Source organism: Dactylosporangium sp. NPDC049140 (assembly GCF_040648435.1).
The window spans coordinates 19,999-41,806 of sequence record NZ_JBEZDS010000051.1; the positions used below are offsets into that span (position 1 = coordinate 19,999).

At 74.8% G+C, this 21,808-nt stretch carries 17 protein-coding genes; 8 read left to right on the plus strand and 9 right to left on the minus strand.

Annotated features, from left to right (window positions below; genetic code table 11):
• Nucleotides 1-98: 98 nt before the first annotated feature.
• A complete protein-coding gene (locus AB0B76_RS47730) occupies nucleotides 99-914 on the minus strand; it encodes a universal stress protein (RefSeq protein WP_360389308.1) in 816 nt (271 codons plus the stop codon).
• 101 nt (nucleotides 915-1,015) lie between these two features.
• Here AB0B76_RS47730 and AB0B76_RS47735 point away from each other — a divergent pair, with 101 nt between their 5' ends.
• Nucleotides 1,016-2,107 carry a hypothetical protein gene (locus AB0B76_RS47735; RefSeq protein ID WP_360389311.1) on the plus strand — a complete coding sequence of 364 codons (1,092 nt, stop codon included), beginning with the start codon at nucleotides 1,016-1,018 and terminating at the stop codon, nucleotides 2,105-2,107.
• Here AB0B76_RS47735 and AB0B76_RS47740 read toward each other — a convergent pair.
• Nucleotides 2,104-2,697, minus strand: a complete 594-nt coding sequence (locus AB0B76_RS47740) for a hypothetical protein (protein ID WP_360389313.1) — start codon at nucleotides 2,695-2,697, stop codon at nucleotides 2,104-2,106. The two genes, AB0B76_RS47735 and AB0B76_RS47740, sit on opposite strands and share 4 nt — an antisense overlap.
• A 61-nt stretch (nucleotides 2,698-2,758) precedes the next feature.
• On the opposite strand from AB0B76_RS47740, the gene AB0B76_RS47745 reads away from it, so the two are divergent.
• From AB0B76_RS47745 to AB0B76_RS47755, 3 genes are all read left to right on the plus strand, one after another.
• Nucleotides 2,759-3,490: a dienelactone hydrolase family protein gene (locus tag AB0B76_RS47745; RefSeq protein ID WP_360389316.1), complete on the plus strand. Its 732-nt coding sequence runs from the start codon at nucleotides 2,759-2,761 to the stop codon at nucleotides 3,488-3,490.
• A gap of 84 nt (nucleotides 3,491-3,574) precedes the next feature.
• Nucleotides 3,575-3,796, plus strand: a complete 222-nt coding sequence (locus AB0B76_RS47750; RefSeq protein WP_360389319.1) for a BatC protein — start codon at nucleotides 3,575-3,577, stop codon at nucleotides 3,794-3,796.
• A gap of 209 nt (nucleotides 3,797-4,005) precedes the next feature.
• Entirely contained in the window at nucleotides 4,006-7,635 is a 3,630-nt protein-coding gene (locus AB0B76_RS47755) for a CARDB domain-containing protein (RefSeq protein WP_360389321.1), read from the plus strand.
• Here AB0B76_RS47755 and AB0B76_RS47760 read toward each other — a convergent pair.
• From AB0B76_RS47760 to AB0B76_RS47770, 3 genes are all read right to left on the minus strand, one after another.
• On the minus strand, nucleotides 7,632-8,375 hold the full coding sequence (locus AB0B76_RS47760) for a winged helix-turn-helix domain-containing protein (protein ID WP_360389324.1): 744 nt from the start codon (nucleotides 8,373-8,375) through the stop codon (nucleotides 7,632-7,634). The genes AB0B76_RS47755 and AB0B76_RS47760 overlap by 4 nt on opposite strands.
• An 86-nt stretch (nucleotides 8,376-8,461) precedes the next feature.
• Entirely contained in the window at nucleotides 8,462-12,565 is a 4,104-nt protein-coding gene (locus AB0B76_RS47765; protein ID WP_360389327.1) for a hypothetical protein, read from the minus strand.
• Nucleotides 12,566-12,609: 44 nt separating this feature from the next.
• Nucleotides 12,610-13,182 carry a helix-turn-helix domain-containing protein gene (locus AB0B76_RS47770; RefSeq protein ID WP_360389329.1) on the minus strand — a complete coding sequence of 191 codons (573 nt, stop codon included), beginning with the start codon at nucleotides 13,180-13,182 and terminating at the stop codon, nucleotides 12,610-12,612.
• A 64-nt stretch (nucleotides 13,183-13,246) separates the two neighbouring features.
• Between AB0B76_RS47770 and AB0B76_RS47775 the strand changes: the two genes are divergently transcribed.
• Nucleotides 13,247-13,801 (plus strand): dienelactone hydrolase family protein, encoded by a 555-nt coding sequence (locus tag AB0B76_RS47775; RefSeq protein WP_360389332.1) that lies wholly within the window; start codon nucleotides 13,247-13,249, stop codon nucleotides 13,799-13,801.
• On the opposite strand, the gene AB0B76_RS47780 is transcribed toward AB0B76_RS47775, so the two are convergent.
• Together AB0B76_RS47780 and AB0B76_RS47785 are read right to left on the minus strand one after the other, a co-directional pair.
• A complete protein-coding gene (locus tag AB0B76_RS47780) occupies nucleotides 13,798-14,367 on the minus strand; it encodes an HD domain-containing protein (protein WP_360389335.1) in 570 nt (189 codons plus the stop codon). The two genes, AB0B76_RS47775 and AB0B76_RS47780, sit on opposite strands and share 4 nt — an antisense overlap.
• On the minus strand, nucleotides 14,364-16,274 hold the full coding sequence (locus AB0B76_RS47785) for an Hsp70 family protein (RefSeq protein ID WP_360389337.1): 1,911 nt from the start codon (nucleotides 16,272-16,274) through the stop codon (nucleotides 14,364-14,366). Before AB0B76_RS47785 ends, AB0B76_RS47780 begins: the two co-directional genes overlap by 4 nt.
• Before the next feature lie 191 nt (nucleotides 16,275-16,465).
• On the opposite strand from AB0B76_RS47785, the gene AB0B76_RS47790 reads away from it, so the two are divergent.
• The 3 genes from AB0B76_RS47790 to AB0B76_RS47800 all read left to right on the plus strand — a co-directional run bounded on the left by AB0B76_RS47790 (nucleotide 16,466) and on the right by AB0B76_RS47800 (nucleotide 19,162).
• Entirely contained in the window at nucleotides 16,466-17,119 is a 654-nt protein-coding gene (locus AB0B76_RS47790; protein WP_360389339.1) for a response regulator transcription factor, read from the plus strand.
• Nucleotides 17,120-17,186: 67 nt separating this feature from the next.
• Nucleotides 17,187-18,323, plus strand: coding sequence for a DUF418 domain-containing protein (locus AB0B76_RS47795; protein WP_360389343.1), 1,137 nt, complete (start codon nucleotides 17,187-17,189; stop codon nucleotides 18,321-18,323).
• 8 nt (nucleotides 18,324-18,331) lie between these two features.
• The gene (locus tag AB0B76_RS47800) at nucleotides 18,332-19,162 is read left to right on the plus strand and encodes a histidine kinase (protein ID WP_360389345.1); all 831 of its coding nucleotides are present in this window, start codon (nucleotides 18,332-18,334) and stop codon (nucleotides 19,160-19,162) included.
• Nucleotides 19,163-19,208: 46 nt separating this feature from the next.
• Here AB0B76_RS47800 and AB0B76_RS47805 read toward each other — a convergent pair whose 3' ends face one another.
• Together AB0B76_RS47805 and AB0B76_RS47810 are read right to left on the minus strand one after the other, a co-directional pair.
• Complete coding sequence (locus AB0B76_RS47805; protein WP_360389348.1) at nucleotides 19,209-20,300, minus strand: glutamate--cysteine ligase; 1,092 nt, start codon at nucleotides 20,298-20,300, stop codon at nucleotides 19,209-19,211.
• Nucleotides 20,301-20,460: 160 nt separating this feature from the next.
• Entirely contained in the window at nucleotides 20,461-21,711 is a 1,251-nt protein-coding gene (locus AB0B76_RS47810) for a YncE family protein (RefSeq protein ID WP_360389351.1), read from the minus strand.
• Nucleotides 21,712-21,808 lie beyond the last annotated feature (97 nt).

Below are 21,808 nucleotides of genomic sequence, written 5' to 3' on the forward strand. Positions count from 1 at the left end.
CCCGCGGTCGCCCACCGGGTCGATGCGGCGCTGGCCAGCGCTTCACCCTGCACACCGCGGTCCTCGGCGCGCGGCTCCTCGGCTGGCCGTGACCGTCCTCAGTGGACGATGAGCACCGGGCAGTCGGCGTGGTGCATGAGCTGCTGGCCGACCGACCCGAGCAGCAGGCCCGCGAAGCCGCCGTGGCCGCGGCTGCCGACGACGACGAGCGTCGCGGTGTGCGAGGCGTCGACCAGCACGGCGGCGGGGCGACCGGGGGCGACGAGCTCGGCGACCTGGACGTCCGGGAACTTGCCGGCCCAGTTCGCCAGGGAGTCCTCCAGCGCGACCCGCTCCCGGGCCTCGTCGGCGCTGTCCGGGTAGGCGCGCACCGCGACCAGCGCCCGGCCGCGCTCCTGGGCCTCCTCGAACGCGAGCCCGAGCGCATGGTCGCCCGACGCGGACCCGTCGACGCCGACGACGACCGGGCCCAGCGACGGGTCGGGCCGCCCGCGGACCACTGCGACCGGCACCTTGGCGTGCGTGGCGACCTGCTGGCTCACCGAGCCGAGCAGCAGGTTGGTCAGCCCGCCGGCGCCGCGGTTGCCCACCACGAGCATCCGCGCCCCGGCGTCGCCGAGGTCGAGCAGCGTCGCGGCCGCGGACGAGGCCGCGCACACCCCGAACACGTCGACGCCGGTCGAGAGGTCGCGCACCTCGTCGGTGATCTCGGCGAGGATGGCCTCGGCCGCCTGCCGCGCCGCGTCGACCTGCTCGGCGACGGCGGCGTAGTACGCCCCGGGCCAGGTGATCTCGTAGGTGGTGACGATGTGCAGCCGGCCGCCGCCGCGCCCGGCCTCGGCCGCGGCCCACTCGACCGCGCGCCGCGCCTCGCGTGACCCGTCGTACCCGACCACGATGCCCTGCGGTTCCATCGGGCTCCTCCTCACGTTGGCTCCCGATTTCAGCGTGCTCCGCCGGAGCCACCCGCGGGCAGGGCCGAAAGGCTCCAGTTCGCGCGGGTACGCTGCGTGACGTGGTCCGCGCCCGGCTCATCCGCTCGGTCGCCCTCGGCGTCGCGCTGCTGGTCGGCGGATGGCTCGTGGTCAGCGGTACGCCCGGCTCCTCCGTTCCGGCCGTGTCCGCGCCGCCGCAGCGCACCCTGCGCCAGGCCTGGCCCGCCGCCACGGTCGCGGTCGCGCCGGGGAGGCTCGCCGACGGCACGCAGTACGCGCCCGGCCTCTACCTCGACGCGACCACCTCGGTCGGCGTGGCCGCGACCCCGGACGGCGCCGCCCAGCGGGTCCTGCTGCGCACCGGCGAGCGGGTCCGCGAGCTGACCCGCGCCGAGCGCGAGCGCTACCCGCGCTTCACGAGCTTCACCGCCGCGGGCGGCGACGTCTACTGGATCGAGTCGACGGCCACGGCGACCCAGCCGCTCCAGCACCGCCTGTGGAAGGCTTCCCTCGACGGCGATGCGGCGGCGGTACCGCTGACCGCCGACACCGGCGACGGCGAGTTCCCGGGCGGCGAGCACGACCTCGTGGTCCACGGCGGCCGGGTGTACTGGGCCGCGGCCACCGGCCGCGACACCGAGGTGCGCTCGGTCCCGCTCGCGGGCGGCCCGGTGACGACGACGAAGGTCGACGGCGCGTACGAGCTCTCGGCGTGGCCCTGGCTGCAGACGGCCGCGGCCGCGCGCGCGAGCGGCCGCCAGGAGCTGCGCAACCTGGACACCGGCGCACGTCTCACGGTCGTGAAGTCGGCGGCGGAGACGGTCGACTGCGGCCCGGTCTGGTGCCGCTCGGTCGTGTCCGCCGGTACCGGCGGCGACACCAGCTACGCCGTGCTGCACCCGGACGGCACCGCCCGCCGCCGCGTCGGGGGCGTGGACACCTTCCCGGCCACCGGCGCGGTCGCGCTGCTGGACCGCTTCGAGCCGGTACTGCAGACCGGAACGCGCACCGCGTACGACTCCACGCACCGCCTGGCCCTGTACGACATCCGGGCCAACCGCCTGGTGACCCTGGCCGACGACACCGACCAGTCCCTGGCCCGCGACCACGTCGTGTGGTGGCACCAGGGCGACGCGTGGCACGCCCTCGACCTGGCGCAGCTGCACGACTAGTCGGCGCGGGTGCACTCCTGGTCCTGGTCCAGCAGGCTCAGCAGGATCACCTGGAGGCGGGCCGTGGCCGGGTCGGCGCTGCCCAGGCGGAAGAAGAAGACGTAGATCGCGGCCGGGTTGCCCGGGACCGGGACGTTCACGTTGCCGATCAGCTCGACCTGCGCGGCCGCGGTGCCGAGGTCCGGGTGCATGATCGTCGGGTAGGCCGCGGCGATGTCCGCCACCGTCGCGCCGGCCCGGATGCCCTCCGGCGTGCGGGTGCGTTCCGGGCCGCTGAGCACCGCGAGGCCGTGGTGGTTGGAGAACATGACGTTGACCTTGCCGGCGGTCGTCTCCGAGAAGCACTTCGAGTCGTTCTGCTTCTGCCAGCCCGGCTTGACGCGCGACTCGCCGGTGTCCAGGGCCGCCTGCTCGGACATGCCCAGCCGCAGCCGGCCGATGCCGTCCGGGCCGAGCACCAGGTCGGCCGGCAGCGAGGCGGCGGGGGCGGCCGAGGACGGGACGGCCTGCGCCGATCGCCACACCCCGAAGGCGGCGGCGAGCAGGAGGACGACGAGGGCGGCCTGGCCCAGGCGAACGGCGACGCGCATGGGCGGCGATCGTAGCGGAGTTGCGCAGTTTGTGCGGTACCCGCCGGTAAGGTCATCGGGCATGAAGCTGTCCGAGGACGAGGTCATGGTGCACGCGACCGGCTGCGTGATCCGGTCGCTGGTCGTGGCCCCCGTGGGGGCCGGGCCCTGGCCGGGCGTCCTGCTGTACACCGATATCTTCCAGCTCACCGAGTCGACCCTGCGCACCGCGCGCCGGCTGGCGGCCGAGGGGTTCCTCGTCTGCGTGCCCGAGATCTACCCGCGCGGGGCCGTGGCCGGGATCGCGCTCGAGTTCGACGACGCGGGCAAGGCGGCGGGGCTGGCGGCCGCGGCGGCGACCACGACCGCCGAGTTCGACGCCGATCGGGCCGCGGTCCTGGACCACCTCGCGGGCCGGGCCGACGTCACGACGCTGCACGCGGCCGGCTTCTGCATCGGCGGGCACCTCGCCTTCCGGGCCGCCCTCGACCCGCGGGTCGCCTCGACCGTGTGCTTCTACCCGACGGGCCTGCACGACGGGAAGCTCGGCGCCGACGAGGCCGACTCGCTCGCCCGCGCGGCCGCGGTCGAGGGCCGGCTCATGGTCGTGTTCGGCGCGAACGACCCGCACGTGCCCGCCGACGCGCGGGTGCGGATCCTCGCCGCCCTGTACGCGGCCGGCCACGACGACCTCGAGCTGCACGTGTACGCCGGGGGCGAGCACGCGTTCATGCGTGACGTCGGCGCCCGCTACGACCCGGCGCTCACGGACCTGGCGCTGACCGAGGCCGTGTCGTTCCTCCGGGGCCGCTGAGCGAGGACCTTCACGAGGTCGTCCGCGGGCATCGGGGCAAGCTGAGCGGTTACCGGACGGCGCGGAACGGGTACACCAGCGGGCATGGCACTCAGCGATGACGACATCACCACGACCAGTTCGCACACCTCGCACTCCGAGCACCACTCGCACTCGGAGCACCACTCCAACGTCAACGGCGTGCCGCACGACGAGGAGCACGACGAGCACGAGGTCCGCAGCCACGTGTCGGCCGAGGGGCCGAACGACGGCGGGGCCGACCCGCACGGCACCGACGGCGGCGCGGACGGCGGCGCCCAGCTCTGAACCCGCCTGACCAAAGGCCGGCCCCCGCGGGGACCGGCCTTTTTGCATGGCGACGTTGACGAATTGCAGTGTGACGTTGACGAATGCGTCGATGTCTGCAACCTTTAAGTCCTTGTCCGCAAAAAGTAAGCAGACAACTGCAACTTCCGGCTGACGCACCGCCAACCGTCCGCTGGGCACACCCCACCCCGCCCGGACAAAGGACAACCATGCCCAGAAGAAGACTCACCGCCGGCGCCCTGGCGGTCCTGCTGGCCGCCGCCGGCGCCGTCGGCCTCACCGCCGCCGATCCCGCCGTCGCCGCCGGCGGGCCGAACCTCGCCCAGGGCCGGACCGCGACCGCCAGCAGCGTCAACGGCCCCTACACCGCCGGCAACGTCACCGACGGCAACCAGGGCAGCTACTGGGAGAGCGCGAACAACGCCTTCCCGCAGTGGATCCAGGTCGACCTGGGCTCGGCGGTCAGCGTCGACCAGGTCAAGCTCAAGCTGCCGACCGGCAGCTGGGGCGCCCGCACCGAGACCCTGGCCCTGACCGGCAGCACCGACGGCACCAACTTCGGCACGACCCTCTCCGCGTCCGCCGGGCGCCAGTTCGACCCGGCGAGCGCGAACACCGTGACCATCGGCTTCACCGCGGCCACGGTCCGGTACGTGCGCGCCACCATCACCGCGAACACCGGCTGGCCGGCCGGGCAGCTGTCCGAGTTCGAGGTGTACGGCGCCACCACCACGACCAACCCGCCCACCGCGCCCGGGAACCTGGCGTTCACCGAGCCCGGCTCCGGGCAGATCAAGCTGACCTGGACCGCGTCCTCGTCGTCGCTGGGCATCGGCGGGTACACCGTCTACGCCAACGGCACCGCGCGCGCCACGGTAAGTGCGGGCACACTCACGTACACCGACACCCAGCCCGCCGGCACGACGGTGACGTACTGGGTCCGGGCCCGCGACACCGCCGGCACCGAGAGCGCCGACAGCAACCACGTCACCCGCAACGGCAGCACCCAGCCGCCGGGCGGCACGAACCTGTCGCAGGGCAAGCCGGTCGACGCGAGCTCCTCGGTGTTCTCGTTCGTCGCCGCCAACGCGGTCGACGGCAACGTCGGCACCTACTGGGAGTCCAGCGGGTACCCGGCCACGCTCACCGTGCACCTGGGCGCCAACGCCGACCTCAACTCGCTCGTCATCAAGCTCAACCCCGACACGGCGTGGGGCCCGCGCACCCAGAGCCTCGCCGTGCTCGGCCGCGAGCAGTCCGCGAGCGGCTTCACCGTGATCGTGCCGCGCGCCGACTACCCGTTCGCGCCCGGCGGCACCCAGAACAGCATCACGATCCCGGTCACCGCCCGGGTCGCGGACATCCAGCTGCAGTTCTTCGCCAACAGCGGCGCGCCCGGCGGCCAGGTCGCCGAGTTCCAGGCGTTCGGCACGATGGCCCCCAACCCGGACCTCGTGGTCACCGCCGCGTCCTGGTCGCCGGCGACGGTCAACGAGACGACCGCGATCACGTTGTCGGCCACGGTGCGCAACAACGGTACCGCCGCCGCCCCCGCCACCACGGTCAACTTCGCGCTCGGCGGGTCGCTCGCGGGGTCCGCGAACGTCGCCGCGCTGGCCGCCGGCGCGTCGGCCACCGTCACCCTCAACGCCGGCACCCGCCCGATCGGCAGCTACCCGCTGACCGCGACGGTCGACCCGGCCAACACGGTCGTCGAGCAGAACAACGACAACAACGCCTTCACCACCGCGAGCCCGCTCGTGGTGACCCAGGCGCCCGGTCCGGACCTCCAGGTGAGCGCGGTCGCGTCGAACCCGGCGAGCCCGGCGGCCGGCGCGGCCGTCTCCTTCACGGTGTCGGTCGCCAACACCGGTACCACCGCCGTCACCGCGACGACGGTGACCCGGGTGAGCGTGGGCGGCACGACCCTCAACGCGAACACCGGCACCATCGGCGCCGGGCAGACGGTCACCGTGGCCGTCCCGGGCACCTGGACCGCGGTCGCGGGCGGGGCGACGATCACCGCCACGGCCGACGCCACGAACGCCGTCGCCGAGACCCACGAGGACAACAACAGCCTGTCGCGCTCCATCGTGGTCGGGCGCGGGGCCGCGGTGCCGTACACCGAGTACGAGGCCGAGGCCGCGAGCTACAACGGCACCCTGGTCACCGCCGACCCGCTTCGTACGTTCGGGCACACAAACTTCGGCACCGAGAGCTCGGGCCGTGCGTCGGTGCGCCTGAACAACCAGGGGCAGTACGTCGAGTTCACCTCCACCAACCAGGCCAACTCGATCGTGGTGCGCAACTCGGTGCCGGACTCGCCGTCCGGCGGCGGCCAGGACTACACGATCAGCCTCTACGCCGACAACGTGTTCGTGCAGAAGGTGACCCTCTCGTCGCACTTCAGCTGGTTGTACGGCACCAGTGACGACACCGAGTCGCTGTCCAACAGCCCCGGCGGCGACGCGCGGCGGCTCTTCGACGAGTCGCACGCGCTGCTCCCGGCGAGCTACCCGGCGGGCACGAAGTTCAAGCTCCAGCGCGACAGCGGCGACAACGCGTCGTTCTACTACATCGACCTGGTCGACCTCGAGCAGGTCGCCCCGCAGCTGTCGCAGCCGGCGGGGTGCACGTCGATCACGCAGTACGGCGCGGTGGCCAACGACGGGCTCGACGACACGGCCGCCATCCAGCGCGCGGTGATGGACGACCAGAACGGCGTCATCAGCTGCGTGTGGATCCCGGCCGGGCAGTGGCGGCAGGAGCAGAAGATCCTGACCCCGGACCCGGCCCGCGGCCAGTACAACCAGAAGGGCATCCGCAACGCCGTCATCAAGGGCGCCGGGATGTGGTACTCGCAGCTGTACACCACCACCGAGCCGCAGAACGTGACCGGCAACATCAACCACCCGCACGAGGGCAACGTCGGCTTCGACATCGACGACAACGTCCAGCTCTCCGACATCGCCATCTTCGGCGACACCACCAACCGCAAGGACCGCGGCCACGGGCTCAACGGCCGGTTCGGCAAGAACACGAAGATCGCCAACGTGTGGATCGAGCACACCAACGTCGGCGCCTGGGTCGGCCGTGACTACAGCGACACCCCGGCGTACTGGAACCCGGGCGACGGCCTCGAGTTCTCCGGCATGCGCATCCGCGACACCTACGCCGACGGCATCAACTTCGCCAACGGCACGCGCAACTCCAAGGTGTTCAACTCCTCGTTCCGCACCACCGGCGACGACTCGCTCGCGGTCTGGTCCAGCACGTACGTCAAGGACCAGTCGGTGGACATCGGCCACGACAACCACTTCACCAACAACACCATCCAGCTGCCGTGGCGGGCCAACGGCATCGCCGTCTACGGCGGCTACGGCAACGCGATCGAGAACAACCTCGTCTCCGACACGATGAACTACCCGGGCATCATGCTGGCGACGGACCATTCCCCGATCGCGTTCTCGGGCACCACGACCATCGCCAACAACGGGCTCTACCGCTGCGGCGGCGTGTTCTGGGGCGAGCAGCAGAAGTTCGGTGCCATCACGCTGTTCTCGCCGCAGGGCGACATCCCGGGCGTCACCATCCGCGACACGGACGTCATCGACTCCACGTACGACGGCATCCAGTTCAAGGCCGGCAGCGGCGCCTACCCGAACGTCGCCATCACCAACGTCCGCATCGACCGGTCCAACAACGGCGCGGGCATCCTGGCCATGGGCAGCGCCCGCGGCAGCGCGACGCTGACCAACGTCACCATCACCAACTCCGCCACCGGCAGCGTCGTGAAGGAACCGGGCTCCCAGTTCGTGTTCAACGGCGCGCCGAACTAACCGGTAAGGCCGTCGAGCAGCCGGCCCAGGCCGGCCTCGAAGGCGCCGTCGTCACCGCCGCGGCTCAGTGCGCTCCCGCGCACATAGTTCGCGGCGGTGGCGGCGGCCATCGCCGGGCTCCCGGTCCCGGCGAGCGCCGCCTCCGCCCACGCGGTGTGCGCCACGATGTGCGGGCTGATCCGGGGCTGTTTGAACGAGACGGTCACGGCGAGCCAGGGGCGGCGGCGGTACATCCGCCAGTGCAGCCGGCACAGCGCCTCCAGCCGCGCCCGCCGGTCCCCGGCCGGCTCCGGCGGCGGGTGCTCGGCGAAGATGGCGTCGGACATGAGCACCTGCAGCTGGGCCTTGTCGCGCAGGTACGTCAGCAGCCACACATTGGCCACGTCGAAGCGCTGCGCGAGCCGGCGCATCGACAGCACGCCCAGCCCCTCGGCGTCGACGATCTCGATCGCGGCGCGCACGAGCCCGGCCCGGGTCTCGGCGCCCTCGGCCGGCAGCGCCGGCATCCCGGCCCCGGCGGCCGCGGGCCGGTCGGCGACCACGGACCCGCGCCCCTGCGCCCCGGGCTCCGCGAGCCCGTCCTGGCGCAGCATGGTCAGCGCCCGGTACGCGGGCCCCATCGAGACGCCCCACTCGGCCATGATCTCCTTGGCGGTGGGCAGCGGCTCGCCCGGGCGCAGCTCACCCGCGTCGATCCGGCGGCGCAGCTCGGCGACGATGGCCTCCGCCTTGCGTACCACGCGGGCCTCCTCCGCCGAACCCGGACGCCCGCACTCTACCCGCGGCGGCCCTGGTGCGGCCGCGGGCGGTGCCGCCCGGCGGGCGATCAGCGGGCCCGTTCGCGCAGCAGCTCGGTCAGCCGGTCGGTGGCCGTCCGGTCGCCCGCGTCGGCCTGGCGGCGCCAGACCGCGATCGCGCCGTCGACGTCACCTCGCCGCCGGAGCAGCTCCGCGAGGTGCCCGGCCGCGTGGGCGTCGCCCACGTCGACGCGGTGCCGCAGGCCGTCGGCGTCGTCGCGGTCGTGCAGCAGGCCGCACAACTGGTCGGCGGCGTAGGAGTCGCCGGTGTCGGCCATCTGCCGCAGGACGGCGGCGTCCCCGTCCTCGCGCAGGAGCCGGGCGAGCTGCCGGGCCGCGCCGCCGTCGCCGAGGTCGGCCCGGGGGCGCCAGAACGCGATCGCCGTGCGCAGGAGGCCCTGCTCGCGCAGCAGCTCGGTCATCTTCTGCGCGGCGTCGCCGTCGCCGGCCTCGGCCCGGCGCCGCCACACGGCGATCGCGCCCGGGACGTCGCCCTTGTGCAGCAGCAGCGCGGCCACGCGCTCGAGCGCGTAGGCGCTGCCCGCGTCGGCGCGCCGCTGCCAGATGTGCAGGGCCCGGCGGAGGTCGCCGGACTCGACCAGCAGCTCGGCCGCGCGCTCGGCCGCGTACCCGTCGCCGGCGTCCGCGCGGCGCACCCAGACGGCGATGGCCTCGGCCCGGGCCCCGCGGCGGATCAGCAGGTCCGCGAGCTGGAGGGCGGCGTGCCCGTTGTCGAGCTCGACCTGCCGGCGCAGGACGGCGACGACGCCGTCGACGTCCCCGCGCCCGGAGAGCAGGGCGACCGCGTGCGCGGCGGCGTACCCGTCGCCGCGGTCCGCCCGCGCGCGCAGCCCGTCGATGTCCCCGCGGTCGCGCAGGAGGTCGGCCAGCCGGCGCGCGGCCTCCGGGTTGTCCTCGGCCGACCGGGCCAGCATCCGGATCGCGGCGGCGGGCTCGCCGGCCCGCAGCAGGTGCTCGGTGAGGTGGCCCAGCGCCTCGTTGTCGCCCCGGGCCGCCAGCCACTGCCACCGGGCCGCCGCGCCGGCGGGGTCGCCGTGGTCGCGCAGGTACAACGCCAGCCGCCGCGTCGCGTGCACGTCGCCGCCCTCGGCCCGCCGGTGCAGCGTCTCGATGTCGCCCCGGGCGCAGAGCAGCTCGGCCAGCCGCGCGGCGGCCCGGGCCGCGCCCGTGCTCGCGAGGCGCTCCCAGACGGCGATGGCCCCGTCGAGCTGACCCTGCCGGGCGAGCAGCTCGGCCAGGCGCTCGGCGGCCGGCCAGTCGGCGATGTCGTCGCCGGCGTGCGCGATCCGCCGCCAGGCCGCGACCGCGCCGGCGACGTCGCCCTGCCGCTCCAGGAGCTCGGCGAGCTGCTCGGCCGCGCGCCGGTCGCCCGCGTCGGCCCGCCGCCGCCACACGGCGGCCGCGCCGGCGGTGTCCCCGCGGTCGAGCAGGAGCCGGGCGAGCCGCTCGGCCGCGGGCCCGCTGCCGGCGCCGGCCCACTCCCGGAGGGTCTCGGCGTCGCCGCGCTCGAACAGCAGCTCCGCCAGGTGCCGCGCCGCGTGGGTGTCGCCGTTGGCGGTCAGCCGCCGCAGGGTGCCGGCGTCGCCGTGCTCGTGCAGCAGCTCGGCCAGCTCGGCCTCGGCGTACCGCTCGCCCCGGTCGGCCCGGAACAGCCAGACCCCGGCCAGCGCCCGCCGGTGGTTGCGCTCGCGGAAGAACCCGGCGGCGCGCTCGGCGGCCCGGTACCGGGCGGCCCGGCCCTTCTTCCCGCGTCCGCCGGCCTGCAGGCCCCGGAGCAGGACGGCCAGCGCGGCGTCGGCGTCGCCCACGTCGTACAGGAGCCCGGCGAGGCTTTCGGCGGCGTCCCCGCGGCCGCGCGCCGCGTGCGCGCGGACGACGGCCGCCGCGCCCCCGGCGTCGCCGCGCTCGCGCAGCAGCTCGGACAGCCGTGCCGTGGCGCGGATGCTCCCGGCCCGGGACCGCCGCCGCAGCAGCGACTCGCGTACCGGGTGGGCGAGGTGATCATGAATCAGGGCGTGCCGGAACTGCCAGCCGATCCCGTTCACGCGCAGGGTGTTGCGCTCGGGCCCCGCGCCGTCCTCGATGAAGGCGAGGAGCCGCACCGGCAGCAGCGGTGGCCCGCCGTCCGCCCGCCACAGCGCCAGCGCCAGGTGCGCGCACCGGAAGCGCAGCCACAGGCCCTCGCCGCCGGCCAGCGCGGCCGCGCCGGCGAAGGCCAGCAATCCGGTGCACGCCCAGATGGGCCACGCCGAGCCGGCCGCCGCACCCGCACCCGCGTACAGCACGGCGGCCGGGCCGCCGAAGCGCAGGCCGGTCCGGGCGGCGAGCCGATGGTTGGCCCGCAGGGTGGCCGCGGGCCCCGGCTCCGCACGGCCGTCCCGGCGCGGGCCGGGCAGCAGTGCGCTCAGCAGCCCGGAGGCGGCGCCGGTGACCACGGCGAGGGCGGGACGGTCCACGAGCAGGGCCGGCAGGAGGCCGCACAGCGCGCCGAACAGGACGCCGTACACGGGCCGGACGACCCGTTCGGGGCCCGCGCGCCGGGCGAGCCGCCGCAGTCCCAGCGGAACGGCCGAGGTGGCCGGCTGGAAGCGGTGGCCGAACAGCCGGGTGAAGGCGCCCCCGGCGATCAGGAGCACGACGAGCCCGGCGGCCCCGGCCAGGGCCACGGCGCGCCCCGGCCCGAGCGCGGCCCACGCCGTCCCGAGCGCGACGACGGCCGCCGCGGTCCCGAGGCCGCCCAGCTGCATCCACCGGGCGAGCCGGGGACGCCGCCACAGGTCGTTCCAGGGCAGCCGCCACCAGCGCAGGTCGCGCGAGCCGTCCCGGTCCGCCAGGTAGGCGAGGCTGCCGAGCCACCGGGCGGCCGGCGCGGTGCGGGCGGCCGCGCGGTCGTACACCGTCGTCACGTAACCGTCGATCAGCCGGCCGGAGATCTCGCCGCGGGTGGGCATCGTGGCCAGCTCGGCCGGGTCCCGCCCGGCGTACGCGTCCTTGGCCAGCGCCGCCATCAGCGGGGTCGACAGGGCCGTGGCCAGCGTGCCCGCGGGGTCGGCGCGCAGGGCCGCGAACACGGTGTGCCACCGGCCGGCCTGGTGCTCCGGTTCGCTCAGGTACTCCACGACGTCGTCGACCCGCAGCGCCACGAGCTGCACCACGGCCGCCCGCGCGAGCACGCCGGTCGCGGCGACGACGCTCGCGAACTCGTTCGTGCGGCAGGTGAGAACCACCGGCCGGTCGGTCGAGGCGTACCGCTCGATCGCGGCGACGGCCGCCGGGCGCAGCTCCGCGGCGATCTCGTCCAGCCCGTCGAGGACCGGCATCACGTAGACGCCGGCGAACCGTCCGGTACTTCCGGGACGCACCTCGGTCGCGAGCAGGCCGGCGGCGGCCGGCGGCAGGCCGTAGTCCTCGTGCAGGCGGCGCGCGGTGAACCGGGCGACCGACTCGGCGGCCGGGTTCCAGGCCGACGCGGGCAGCAGGACGGGTACCGGCTCGGACTCCACCCGGAACCCGGGGTCCGACAGCAGCTCGTGCACGAGGGTCACCGCCAGCACGCTCTTGCCCGCGCCCGGTTCGCCCAGCACGGCCAGCTGCCGCCACTGCAGGCTGCGCAGCCGGTGCGCGATGCTCGCGACGTGATCGTGGATCGGCGCGGACTCCCAGTCGCCGTCGTCGTCGCCGGTCACGGCCCGGCGGCCGGCGGCCAGATGCCGTTCGGCCGACCGGAACCAGACCCGCAGCGGCATCGGCCGGTGCAGCCGCATCCGGACCGGGCTGTCGTGGGTGCGGCGGAGCGCCTCGGCCGCCAGGTCGCGGGCGATGCCGGTGAGGGCCGGGGCGGTGAGGCCGACCGGCCCCGCGGGCGCGCCGGCGTCGGCGGCCAGCAGGCGCTGCTGCACCACGGCCAGCCCGGCCGTGGTCAGCACCAGCAGGGCCAGCGCCGACCAGACGACCCGGCGGTCGTCGAAGACGGTCCAGGAGCCGGGCACCAGCTCCGTTCCGATGTTGGTCACCACCGCGAGCAGGCCGACCAGCAGGGCGACCAGGCCGGACAGCAGCGCGCCGGCCCGCCACCGACCGCCGTGCCGACCCGGGATGCGACCACCAGCCACGCCGCCATCGTTGCAACCGCGTGCCAGGGCGCAAAGGCCGCGTTTCAGTCGTTGCGGTCGGGCAGGGCCGGGGCGTCGGTCGGGTACAGGCCGGCCGCGAAGCCGTACACCTGGTCGCCGGCGCGCGGGATCTGGGCGAAGCGCCGCGCCAGGGCCTGGACCTCGGCCCAGAAGGCGCGCACGTCCTCGCGCGGGATGCGGGCGTGCACGAGCGTGCAGCGCAGGTCGTCGGCGGCGTGCGCGGCGGCCGACTCGGCGGCCGCGGTCGCCAGGCCGTTGATGCCGGCCGCGAGGCGCCGGTCCTCGGGGCTGGACAGGACGCCGACGTACAGCGTGCGCGCGACCCGGCCGTAGTAGCGCTCCTCGATCGCGCGGACTTTGTGCGTGCGCACAACCTTGAACAGGCCGATGGCGACGAGGTGGTTGACGTGGTACGCCACCGTGCCCTTCGGCCGCCCGACCGCCACGGCGAGCTCGGAGACGGTCGCGGCGCGCTCCAGCACCAGCTCGAGCAGCGTGGAGCGCAGCGGATCGGCCAGCGCGCGCAGCTGCTCCGGCGCGGTCACCACGAGCATGTCGCCGAGCTCGTAGTCGGGGAGGGAGTCATTGACCGGCATAGTCCGGTCATTCTAAGGTGTTCGAACGTCCGAAAAATCTCAAACGATCATGGAGGTGCCGGGTATGGCCGAGGTCGTGCTCTTCCACCACCTGCGCGGGCTGACCGACGGCGTGCGCGCGTTCGCCGACGGGCTGCGCGCCGGTGGGCACACGGTGCACACGCCGGACCTGTTCGACGGCGCGCTGCCCGGCTCGCTCCAGGAGGGCTCGGCGCTGGCCGGCACGCTGCCGGAGCGCGGCTGGGAGGAGTACGACGGCATGGTGTACGCCGGGATCTCCTGGGGTGTCATGACCGCCCAGCGCCTGGCCCAGACGCGGCCGGGGGCGCGGGGCGCGCTGCTCTACGAGGCCTGCCTGCCGGTGACCGGCCCGTGGGCGATCGGGCCCTGGCCGCACGGCGTACCGGTGCAGGTCCACGGCATGTCCGCAGACCCCTTCTTCGGCGGCGAGGGCGACGCCGACGCGGCCCGGGAACTGGTCGGGCTGGCCGATTCCGCTCAGTTGTACCTGTACGACGGCGACGCCCACCTGTTCACCGACGCGTCCCTGCCGTCGTACGACGCCGAGGCCACCGCCCTGGTGCTGGAGCGCTCACGGACAATGCTGGCGGCGCTCTAGACGATCGCGTGGCCGTACTCGGCGGCGAGCGGGGCCAGGTCGGGCTCGCCGTAGTCGGCGACCATCGCCTTGAACACCGCGGCCTTGTCGTCGCCGAACCGGTTCACGGCCACCGCGTACGCCGCGGCGGAGACGAACCGGGGCGGCGTCGACTTGCTGTGGAACTTGTCCGCGTACATCACCAGGCGCTCCTCCCCGGTCTCCGCCACGTAGTCGTCCACCGGCAGCGGCAGCCCCTGCCGGTGCACGTCCTCGCGGGTCAGGCCGACGCCCGTGTGGTGGGAGCAGAACCGGCACAGCGTCTCGGCGAACCCGAGCCCGGCGAGGACCTCGTGGCCGAGCAGGCCGTGGCGGATGTACGCCTCGCCCGCGCCGAGCCGGTACACCCCGATGTCGTGCAGCAGGCAACCGGCGCGTACGAGGGCCGGGTCCAGATCGGGCCCGGCGAGCGGGGCGGCGATCCGGGCGACGATCTCGCAGTGCGTGTACACCAGCGCGAAGGCCTGCGGCGTGGGCGCGAGGCGCTCGTGCAGCGCCCGGATCTCGGCGTCGGTCGGGATCCTCATGCGGGCAGGTACTGCCGCACGGCCGAGCTCACCGCGGTGCGATGCGCACCCAGGGTGCGCAGGTCGGCCACCTTGAGCGCCTCCCCGCCGCCGATGACCCGGCCCCGCCAGTCCGGGTGCGCGGCGAGGCCGGTGCCGGGCCGGGGCACGATGAGCAGCGTGGGGCGGCGGAAGAAGCCGCGCCGCCGGACCTCGACCCGCTCCAGCTGCGCCCAGGCCACGTGCACCGCGCGGCCGCGCACGGTGACGGTGAGCCCGTGCTCGTCGATGAGCAGGCGGTGCGGCTCGCCCGGGGCCCGGACCATGCGGACGATCGAGCTGCCGAGCCACACCAGGATGTACACCCAGATCAGCAGGGTCGGGATGATCCCCAGGTCGTCGTTGCCGGTCGGCTCGTAGACGGCCCCGAAGGCCAGGATGCTGCCGAGGAAGAACGGCAGGATCCACAGGATCCGGGCCGCCGCCTTGCCGATGATCGCGCCGGTGCCGGTGCGGAACTCGGCCGGCATCCGGCCCCCGGCGGGGAAGAACGGCGGCAGCGGCGCCGGCGGCGCGGGCATCATCGGGACGGCCTGCTGGGGGATGATCGGCCGCTGCGGCACGATCGGCGCGGCGCCGGGGCTGACCGGGCTCGGCGCGCCCCACCCCGGGGACACGGGCTGCGGGGAAACCGGCGTCGCGGACACGGGCATCGACGGCGGGCGCTGGGCCGGCATCGGCGCCGGCGGGGTGACCGGATGCTGGGCCGGTATCGGCATCGGCATCGGCGGGGTGACCGGGTGCTGGGCCGGCATCGCGGGGTGCCGGGCCGGGGCCGGCGGGGCCGGGACCTGGTGCGCGGGGATCTCCGTGACCAGCGCGCCCTCCGCCACCACCAGCTCGGGCTGGTCGAGGACCGTCGGGGCGATGCCGAGCGCGCGGTGCAGCTCGGTCGCGACCAGCGGCATCCGGGTCGACCCGCCGACCAGGAACAGCCCCGCCACCTGCTCGCGCGGCACCCCGGACGCGGCGACGGTGGCCGCGGTCACCGCGACCGTCTGCGCGATGAGCGGCCGGGCCCGCTGCTCCAGCTCGTCCCGGGTGACGTGCAGGTCGCGGTCGAGGATCGGCACCAGCAGCCCGGCCGACGACTCGCGGGAGAGCCGCTCCTTGAGCATCCGGGCGTCGTCGCGCAGGGCCCGGGCGGCCCGCCGGTCCGGGGCAGTGCGCGGGGCCGACAGCCGCGCCCAGGCCTCGGGGTCGCTCGCGCCGGCGACACCCCCGATCTGCTGCACGACGAGCTCGTCGAGGTCGACGCCGCCGACGTCGTCGAGCCCGCGGTACGCCAGCGTCTCGAACCCGCCCGCACCGCGCCGGACGACGGAGGCGTCGAAGGTGCCGGCGCCGAGGTCGTACACGACCACGCTCGCCCCGGGCGGCACCCCGCGCCCGAGGACGGCGGTGAAGTAGAGACCGGCCGCGACCGGCTCCGGCACCAGCCGCGGCGGCGGGAACCCGGCCCGGCGCGCCGCCTCGGTCAGCACGCCCCGGCGGGCCGAGCCCCACTCGGCCGGGTAGGTCATGACGAGGTCGTCGACGCCCCGCCCGGCCACCTGCCGCGCCTCGGCCGCGACCCGCGCGAGCGTGGCCGCGACGGCGGCGGTGAGCGGCACCGTCGCGTCGCCGAGCAGCAGGTCGGGCTCGTCGACGTGCCGCTTCGGGTTGGGCTCGAACCGCACGGGGTCGAGCTTGGCGCTGTTGATCGCGTCGCGCCCGGTCGCGAGGTGCCCGTCGGGCATGGCGTGCACCGCGGAGGGCAGCAGCGGCGACCCGTCGAACAACAGCGGCCGGGTCTTGCCGTCGGGCCAGCGCAGGATGGCCACGGTGTTGGACGTCCCGTAGTCGACCGCCAGCGCGAACCTGCTCACGCCGGTGACCCTACGCGACGGGGGCGACGGCAAGTCGGGCGCTCCGCCCCGCGACCGGCCGGATTCATGCCCGGACGGTGGGCCCGGCCGTGGCCGCGAACCGGCCGGCGCCCGTGGCCGCGGTACCCGGGCGATGAAGCCGGCACAGGCGTGGGCCGCGAGCCGTGGCGGGCTTCGGTAGGGTGGCCCGCGTGCGAGTCGTGGTGGCCGAGGACCTTGCCCTGCTCCGCGACGGCCTGATCCGGCTGCTCGAGGCCCATCAGTTCGAGGTCGTCGCCGCCGTCGGGACCGGGCCCGAGCTGCTCCGCGCGCTCGTCGAGCGGCGGCCCGACGTGGCCGTCGTCGATGTGCGGCTCCCGCCCACGCTCACCGACGAGGGGCTGCGCGCCGCGCTCGCGGCCCGGGCCGAGGTGCCCGGGCTCCCGGTCCTCGTGCTCTCCCAGTACGTCGAGCGCCTCTACGCCCGCGAGCTGCTCGCCGACGGGCGGGGCGGCATCGGCTACCTCCTCAAGGACCGCGTCTCCGACGTCGACGAGTTCGTGGCGGCCGTGCGGCGGGTCGCGGCCGGCGGGACCGCGCTCGACCCGACCGTCGTCGCGGCGCTGCTCGACAGCCGCCGGCAGACGCTGCCGCTGGACCGCCTGACGCCCCGGGAGCGCGAGGTGCTCGCGCACATGGCCCAGGGCCGCTCCAACGCCGCGATCGGCGCCGCGCTGTTCATCACCGAGAAGGCCGTCGCCAAGCACACCAACAGCATCTTCGCCAAGCTCGGCCTGCAGGCCTCCGAGGACGACAACCGCCGGGTCCTCGCGGTGCTGGCCTACCTGGAAGGCGAACTGGGGTAGTAGTACCACCGCCGGACGGGTTCCACCGTCCTCGATGGCGAGCGGCCCGGCGAAGAAGCTCATACGCATGACAATCGACCAGGCCGTCGCCGCCGGGCCCGTCCGGCGGTCCGAGCGGGCCCTAGCCCCCGACCTCGCCCGCGGGGCCATGCTGCTGTTCATCGCCCTCGCCAACGCGGCCAACTTCGCGTTCAAGGGGCAGCCCGGGCTCGAAACCCACCCGCACGGCCTCGCCCGGGTCGTCAACCTCGGGCTCGCCACGTTCGTGGACAGCCGTGCGTACCCCGTGTTCGCCGTCATGTTCGGCTACGGCCTCGTCCAGCTGGCCCGGCGCAACCCCGACCGGGTGCTGCTGCGCCGCAACGGGCTGCTCGTCGCCTTCGGGGCGGTGCACGCCACCCTGCTGTACTTCGGCGACTTCCTCGGCGCCTACGGCATCGTCGGCATCGTGGCGACCCTGTTCCTGGTGCGCCGCGGCGACCGCTTCCACAAGGTGGTCCTCTGGCTCTGGGGCATCCAGACGGTGTACGCGCTCATCTTCGCCGGCATCGCGCTCGCGAACGCGCACGGCGGGACGGCCGGCATCGTGAACAGCCCGAACCCGTCGCTCGCGGCGCCCACGTACCTCGGCTCGATGCTCGACCGCCTCGCCGAGTGGCCGGTGCACACCGCGACCGTCCTGCCGTTCATCGTCATCGTCTGGCTCGGCATCTGGGCCGCGCGCCGGCGGGTGCTCGAGGAGCCGGCCGCGCACCGCACGCTGCTGCGCCGCACCGCAGTCGTCTCGCTCGGCATCTCCACGCTGGGCGCGCTGCCCTACGCGCTCATCTGCGCCGGGCTCGTGCACGCCGGCTCCGGTACCGTCGAGGCCATGGCCCAGGTCCACGGCGTCACCGGCGAGTACGGCGGCCCCGGCTACGTCGCCCTCTTCGGCCTCGTCGCGCTGAAGCTCGGCGGCCGCACGCCGCGGCTCCTCGAGCCCGTGGTGGCGCTCGGGCAGCGGTCGCTCAGCGGGTACCTGCTGCAGTCGCTCTGCTGGGTCGCGCTCTTCAGCCCGTGGGCGCTGCACCTGGGCGGGACGTGGGCCGCGGCCGTCTGCGCGGCCGTCGTCTGGGCGGCGTCGGCGCTCGCCGCGAAGATGCTGGCGGACCGGGGCAGCCGAGGCCCGGCCGAGACCGTCCTGCGGAAGTTCGCCTACCGATGAGCATGACCATGACGACGACGCTGACGGTACGCAAAGCCGCCATCGGTTGTGTCGTCATGGCCGTCGCCGACCTCACGGTCTGGGTGGCCACCGGCGGCGGGTACTTCTGGCCGGCCTGGACCATCCTGGGCCTCTCGCTGCTGCTCGGCGCCTACGCGCTGATCCGGCGGCGGGAGGCCGCGCTGGCCGCCCGGGTCGACACGCTGACCCGCTCCCGCCGCGGCGCCGTGGACCGGCAGGCGGCCGAGCTCAAGCGCGTCGAGCGCGACCTGCACGACGGCGCCCAGGCCCGGCTCGTGTCGCTGTCGCTGACCCTCGGGCTGGCCGGCCACCTGGTCCGCCTCGACCCCGACGGCGCCGCGAAGCTCGTCGAGGAGGCCCGCACGACGGCGGTCGCGGCCCTGGACGACCTGCGCGCGGTGATGCACAGCATCCATCCGGCGGTGCTGGCCGACCGCGGCCTGCGCGACGCGGCCCGCGCCCTGGCCCTGAACCTGGCCGTGCCGGTCACCGTGGCCGGCGACGAGCCGGGGGAGCTGTCCCCGGCGGCCGAGACGGCGGCCTACTTCGCGATCTCCGAGTGCCTCGCGAACGTGGTCAAGCACAGCGGCGCGACGGCGGCGACGGTGACGTTCACGAACGTGGTCAGCAGCAGTGGCACGGCCGCGGCGCTGCGCATCACGGTCGAGGACGACGGCCGCGGCGGCGCCGACCCGGGGGCGGGCACGGGCCTGCGCGGCATCGCGGAGCGCCTGGACGCGGTCGACGCCACCCTGGCCGTGCACAGCCCGGCGGGCGGCCCGACCCGGGCCACGATCACGGTTCCGGTGGATCACTGAAGTCGCCGGCGTCGAGCCACACGACCGGGGGCCCACCGGATGGTGGTCAGGCGGCCGCCGTCTCCTCCGCCCGGGCGTGCAGGGCGCCGGGAAGGCCGCCGGACGACCGCGCGGCCCGGCGCAGGCGGGTGGCGCCGTTGCCCTCGTCGCGCAGGCGCAGCAGGCCGGCCTGGACCAGCTCGAGGTCGCCGTGGGCGGCGAGGGCGGGGGCGATCGCGGTGAACAGCTCGGCGATCATGTCCCCGGCCAGCCGCGCGGTGCGCCGGAGCGGATCGGTGAGCGTGCCGGCGAGGCCGGTGTGGCAGGCGTTCCAGTGCGCGGCCCGCAGCAGGTGTTCCGGTACCGCCGGCGCCGCCTTTTCCGCGCGCACCTCGGCCGACAGGGTGGCGACGAGGCCGCGGACCAGCGCCGCCAGCAGCACCGTGTCGTCGCTCGTCGGGCACGCGTCGGCGACGCGGACCTCGACGGTGGGGTAGAGCAGCGACGGGCGCGCGTACCACCAGACGAGCTCGGGCTCGAACATCGAGCCCGACGCGACCAGCTCGGCCACCGTGCGCTCGTAGTCGGCGAAGGAGTCCAGCGGCGGCGTCGGGCCGATGCCGGGCCAGCGCTCGCCCGCGATCCCGCGCCAGCTGTCGTGGCCGGTGTCCTCGCCCCCGGCGAACGGGGAGTTCGCGGTCACCGCCTGCAGCAGTGGCAGCCACGGGCGCAGCGCGGTGCACACCCGCACGGCGAGGTCGCGGTCGGGCACGCCGACGTGCACGTGGGCGCCGCACAGGGCCGGGTCGCGGGCGATCGGGCCGTAGTGGCGGGCGATCGCGCGGTACCGCGGCGAATGGGCCACGGTGCGATCCGGCTCGGCGACCGGCGTGGCGCCCACCGCGACGAGCCGCACCCCGGTCCGCCGCGTGGCCTCGGCGGCGGCGCGGCGGTTGGCCGCGAGGTGCCCGCGCAGCTCGCCGAGGTCCGTGCACACCGGCGTCACCATCTCCAGGATGCTGAGGCGGAACTCGTGGCGGCTGGCCGGCCGCAGCTCGGCGGGCAGCGCGGCCCGCACCCGTTCGACGAGCGGGAGGCTGTGCCACGACTCGGGGTCGAGTAGCAGGAACTCCTCTTCCACCCCGACGGTCAGCGGCACCGGACCAACCTAACCCAGCGCGCTCAGGCCATGAGCGCGACGGTCTTGCGGGCGGTCTTGCGGGCGGTGCATCTCCACGGGAAGGGTTCGGCCGCGGCACGGGGCACCTGAGCGGGCCGGGCGGAAGCAACCGCCCGGCAACCGCCTTACCGTTCGGGGATCACGGCGCCGTCCAGCCCGTGGCCACGTGCCCGATGCGCACGCGCTGGGGATGGTCACCGACCGGGACGCTCGTGACCTTCTGCCCGGTGGCGAAGCTGATCGCGGTCACCTGGTCGGCGCCGGACTCGGAGATCACGCAGTCGCGGCCGTCGCCGCTGACCGTCGCCCAGTAGGGCTTGCTGGCCGGTACCAGCGCGCCCTCCTGCAGCGTGGCGCGGTCCACGACTGTCGCGTAGTCGTCCATGGTGCCGGCCACGCAGAGCTTCGCGCCGTCCGGGCTCATCGACAGGCCGTGGTGGCGGGAGTCGTTGACCCACGTGGTGCGGTCCGCGCTGGTCGCCGGGTTCTTCGGCAGTTCCTTGATGCGCGTGATGCGGTCGGCGGCGACGTCGTACTCCACGAAGCCGTTGAAGAAGGACACCTGGAAGTACAGCGTGCGCTCGTCCGGGGTGAACACGGCCGGGCGGACGGCGTCGGAGAGGTCGCTGCGGCCGAACGCGTCGAGCCGCTGGCGCATGTCGATGGTGCGGACCACCTGGAACGTGTGCGTGTCGGCGACGGTGATGTGCCGGTCGCCCTTGGTCCAGTCCAGCCACGGGTCGTCCAGCGCCGTGTTGACCTCGCCGATGGACATGTTCCACAGGTACCGGCCGCCGCCGGTGTAGATGTTCTCGTGCGGCTTGTCGCCGGCGCCGAACGAGCCCAGCTGGCGGCCGGTGGCGATGTCCAGCACGTGCACGGTGTTCGAGGTCGAGGCGGAGACGGCGACCTGGGTGCCGTCGGGGGAGACGGCCATGTGGTCGGCCCGGTAGCCCGACACCGGGAAGCGCCAGCGCAGCGCGCCGGTGCGCAGGTCGATGGCGGCGACGTCGGCGAAGCTGGGCCTGGACACGACGAGCGCGCTGCCGTCCGGGGTGGTGTACATGTCGTCGACGAGCTGGTCGTGGCCCTCGCCCGGGCCCTGCTGGACGCCGAGGTAGAAGGCGAGGCGGACCGGGTTGAGGTAGATCTCCAGCAGCCGCTGGCCGCGGTCGGGCACGACGTTGATCCGGCCGAGCTTCGCGTAGGTGCCGCCGGAGCGGATCACGTCGACCGTGCCGTCCCAGTTGTTGCCGACGAACATCACCTCCTGCAGCGCGGGCGCCGCGGCGGCGGGCACGGGCGCGGCGGCGACGGGCACGAGGGCGGTGGCGAGCAGTGCGAGGCCGGCGAGTACGGCGCGCCGGCGCTTGGCGGGAATGGCAGTCACGCGGCCTCCCTGGGCTTTGTCGTTACTCTGCGGTAACCTCCAGCAAATCGCCGATCGGTGGCGGTCGATAGGTTCCCGCGCACAACGCCGCGCCGGG

Excerpts from the sequence above, each read along its gene's own strand:
- AB0B76_RS47730 (WP_360389308.1), bottom strand. The coding sequence starts at position 914 with ATGGAACCGCAGGGCATCGTGGTCGGGTACGACGGGTCACGCGAGGCG.
- AB0B76_RS47740 (WP_360389313.1), bottom strand. The coding sequence starts at position 2,697 with ATGCGCGTCGCCGTTCGCCTGGGCCAGGCCGCCCTCGTCGTCCTCCTG.
- AB0B76_RS47745 (WP_360389316.1), top strand. The coding sequence starts at position 2,759 with ATGAAGCTGTCCGAGGACGAGGTCATGGTGCACGCGACCGGCTGCGTG.
- AB0B76_RS47750 (WP_360389319.1), top strand. The coding sequence starts at position 3,575 with ATGGCACTCAGCGATGACGACATCACCACGACCAGTTCGCACACCTCG.
- AB0B76_RS47755 (WP_360389321.1), top strand. The coding sequence starts at position 4,006 with ATGCCCAGAAGAAGACTCACCGCCGGCGCCCTGGCGGTCCTGCTGGCC.
- AB0B76_RS47770 (WP_360389329.1), bottom strand. The coding sequence starts at position 13,182 with ATGCCGGTCAATGACTCCCTCCCCGACTACGAGCTCGGCGACATGCTC.
- AB0B76_RS47775 (WP_360389332.1), top strand. The coding sequence starts at position 13,247 with ATGGCCGAGGTCGTGCTCTTCCACCACCTGCGCGGGCTGACCGACGGC.
- AB0B76_RS47780 (WP_360389335.1), bottom strand. The coding sequence starts at position 14,367 with ATGAGGATCCCGACCGACGCCGAGATCCGGGCGCTGCACGAGCGCCTC.
- AB0B76_RS47795 (WP_360389343.1), top strand. The coding sequence starts at position 17,187 with ATGACAATCGACCAGGCCGTCGCCGCCGGGCCCGTCCGGCGGTCCGAG.
- AB0B76_RS47800 (WP_360389345.1), top strand. The coding sequence starts at position 18,332 with ATGACGACGACGCTGACGGTACGCAAAGCCGCCATCGGTTGTGTCGTC.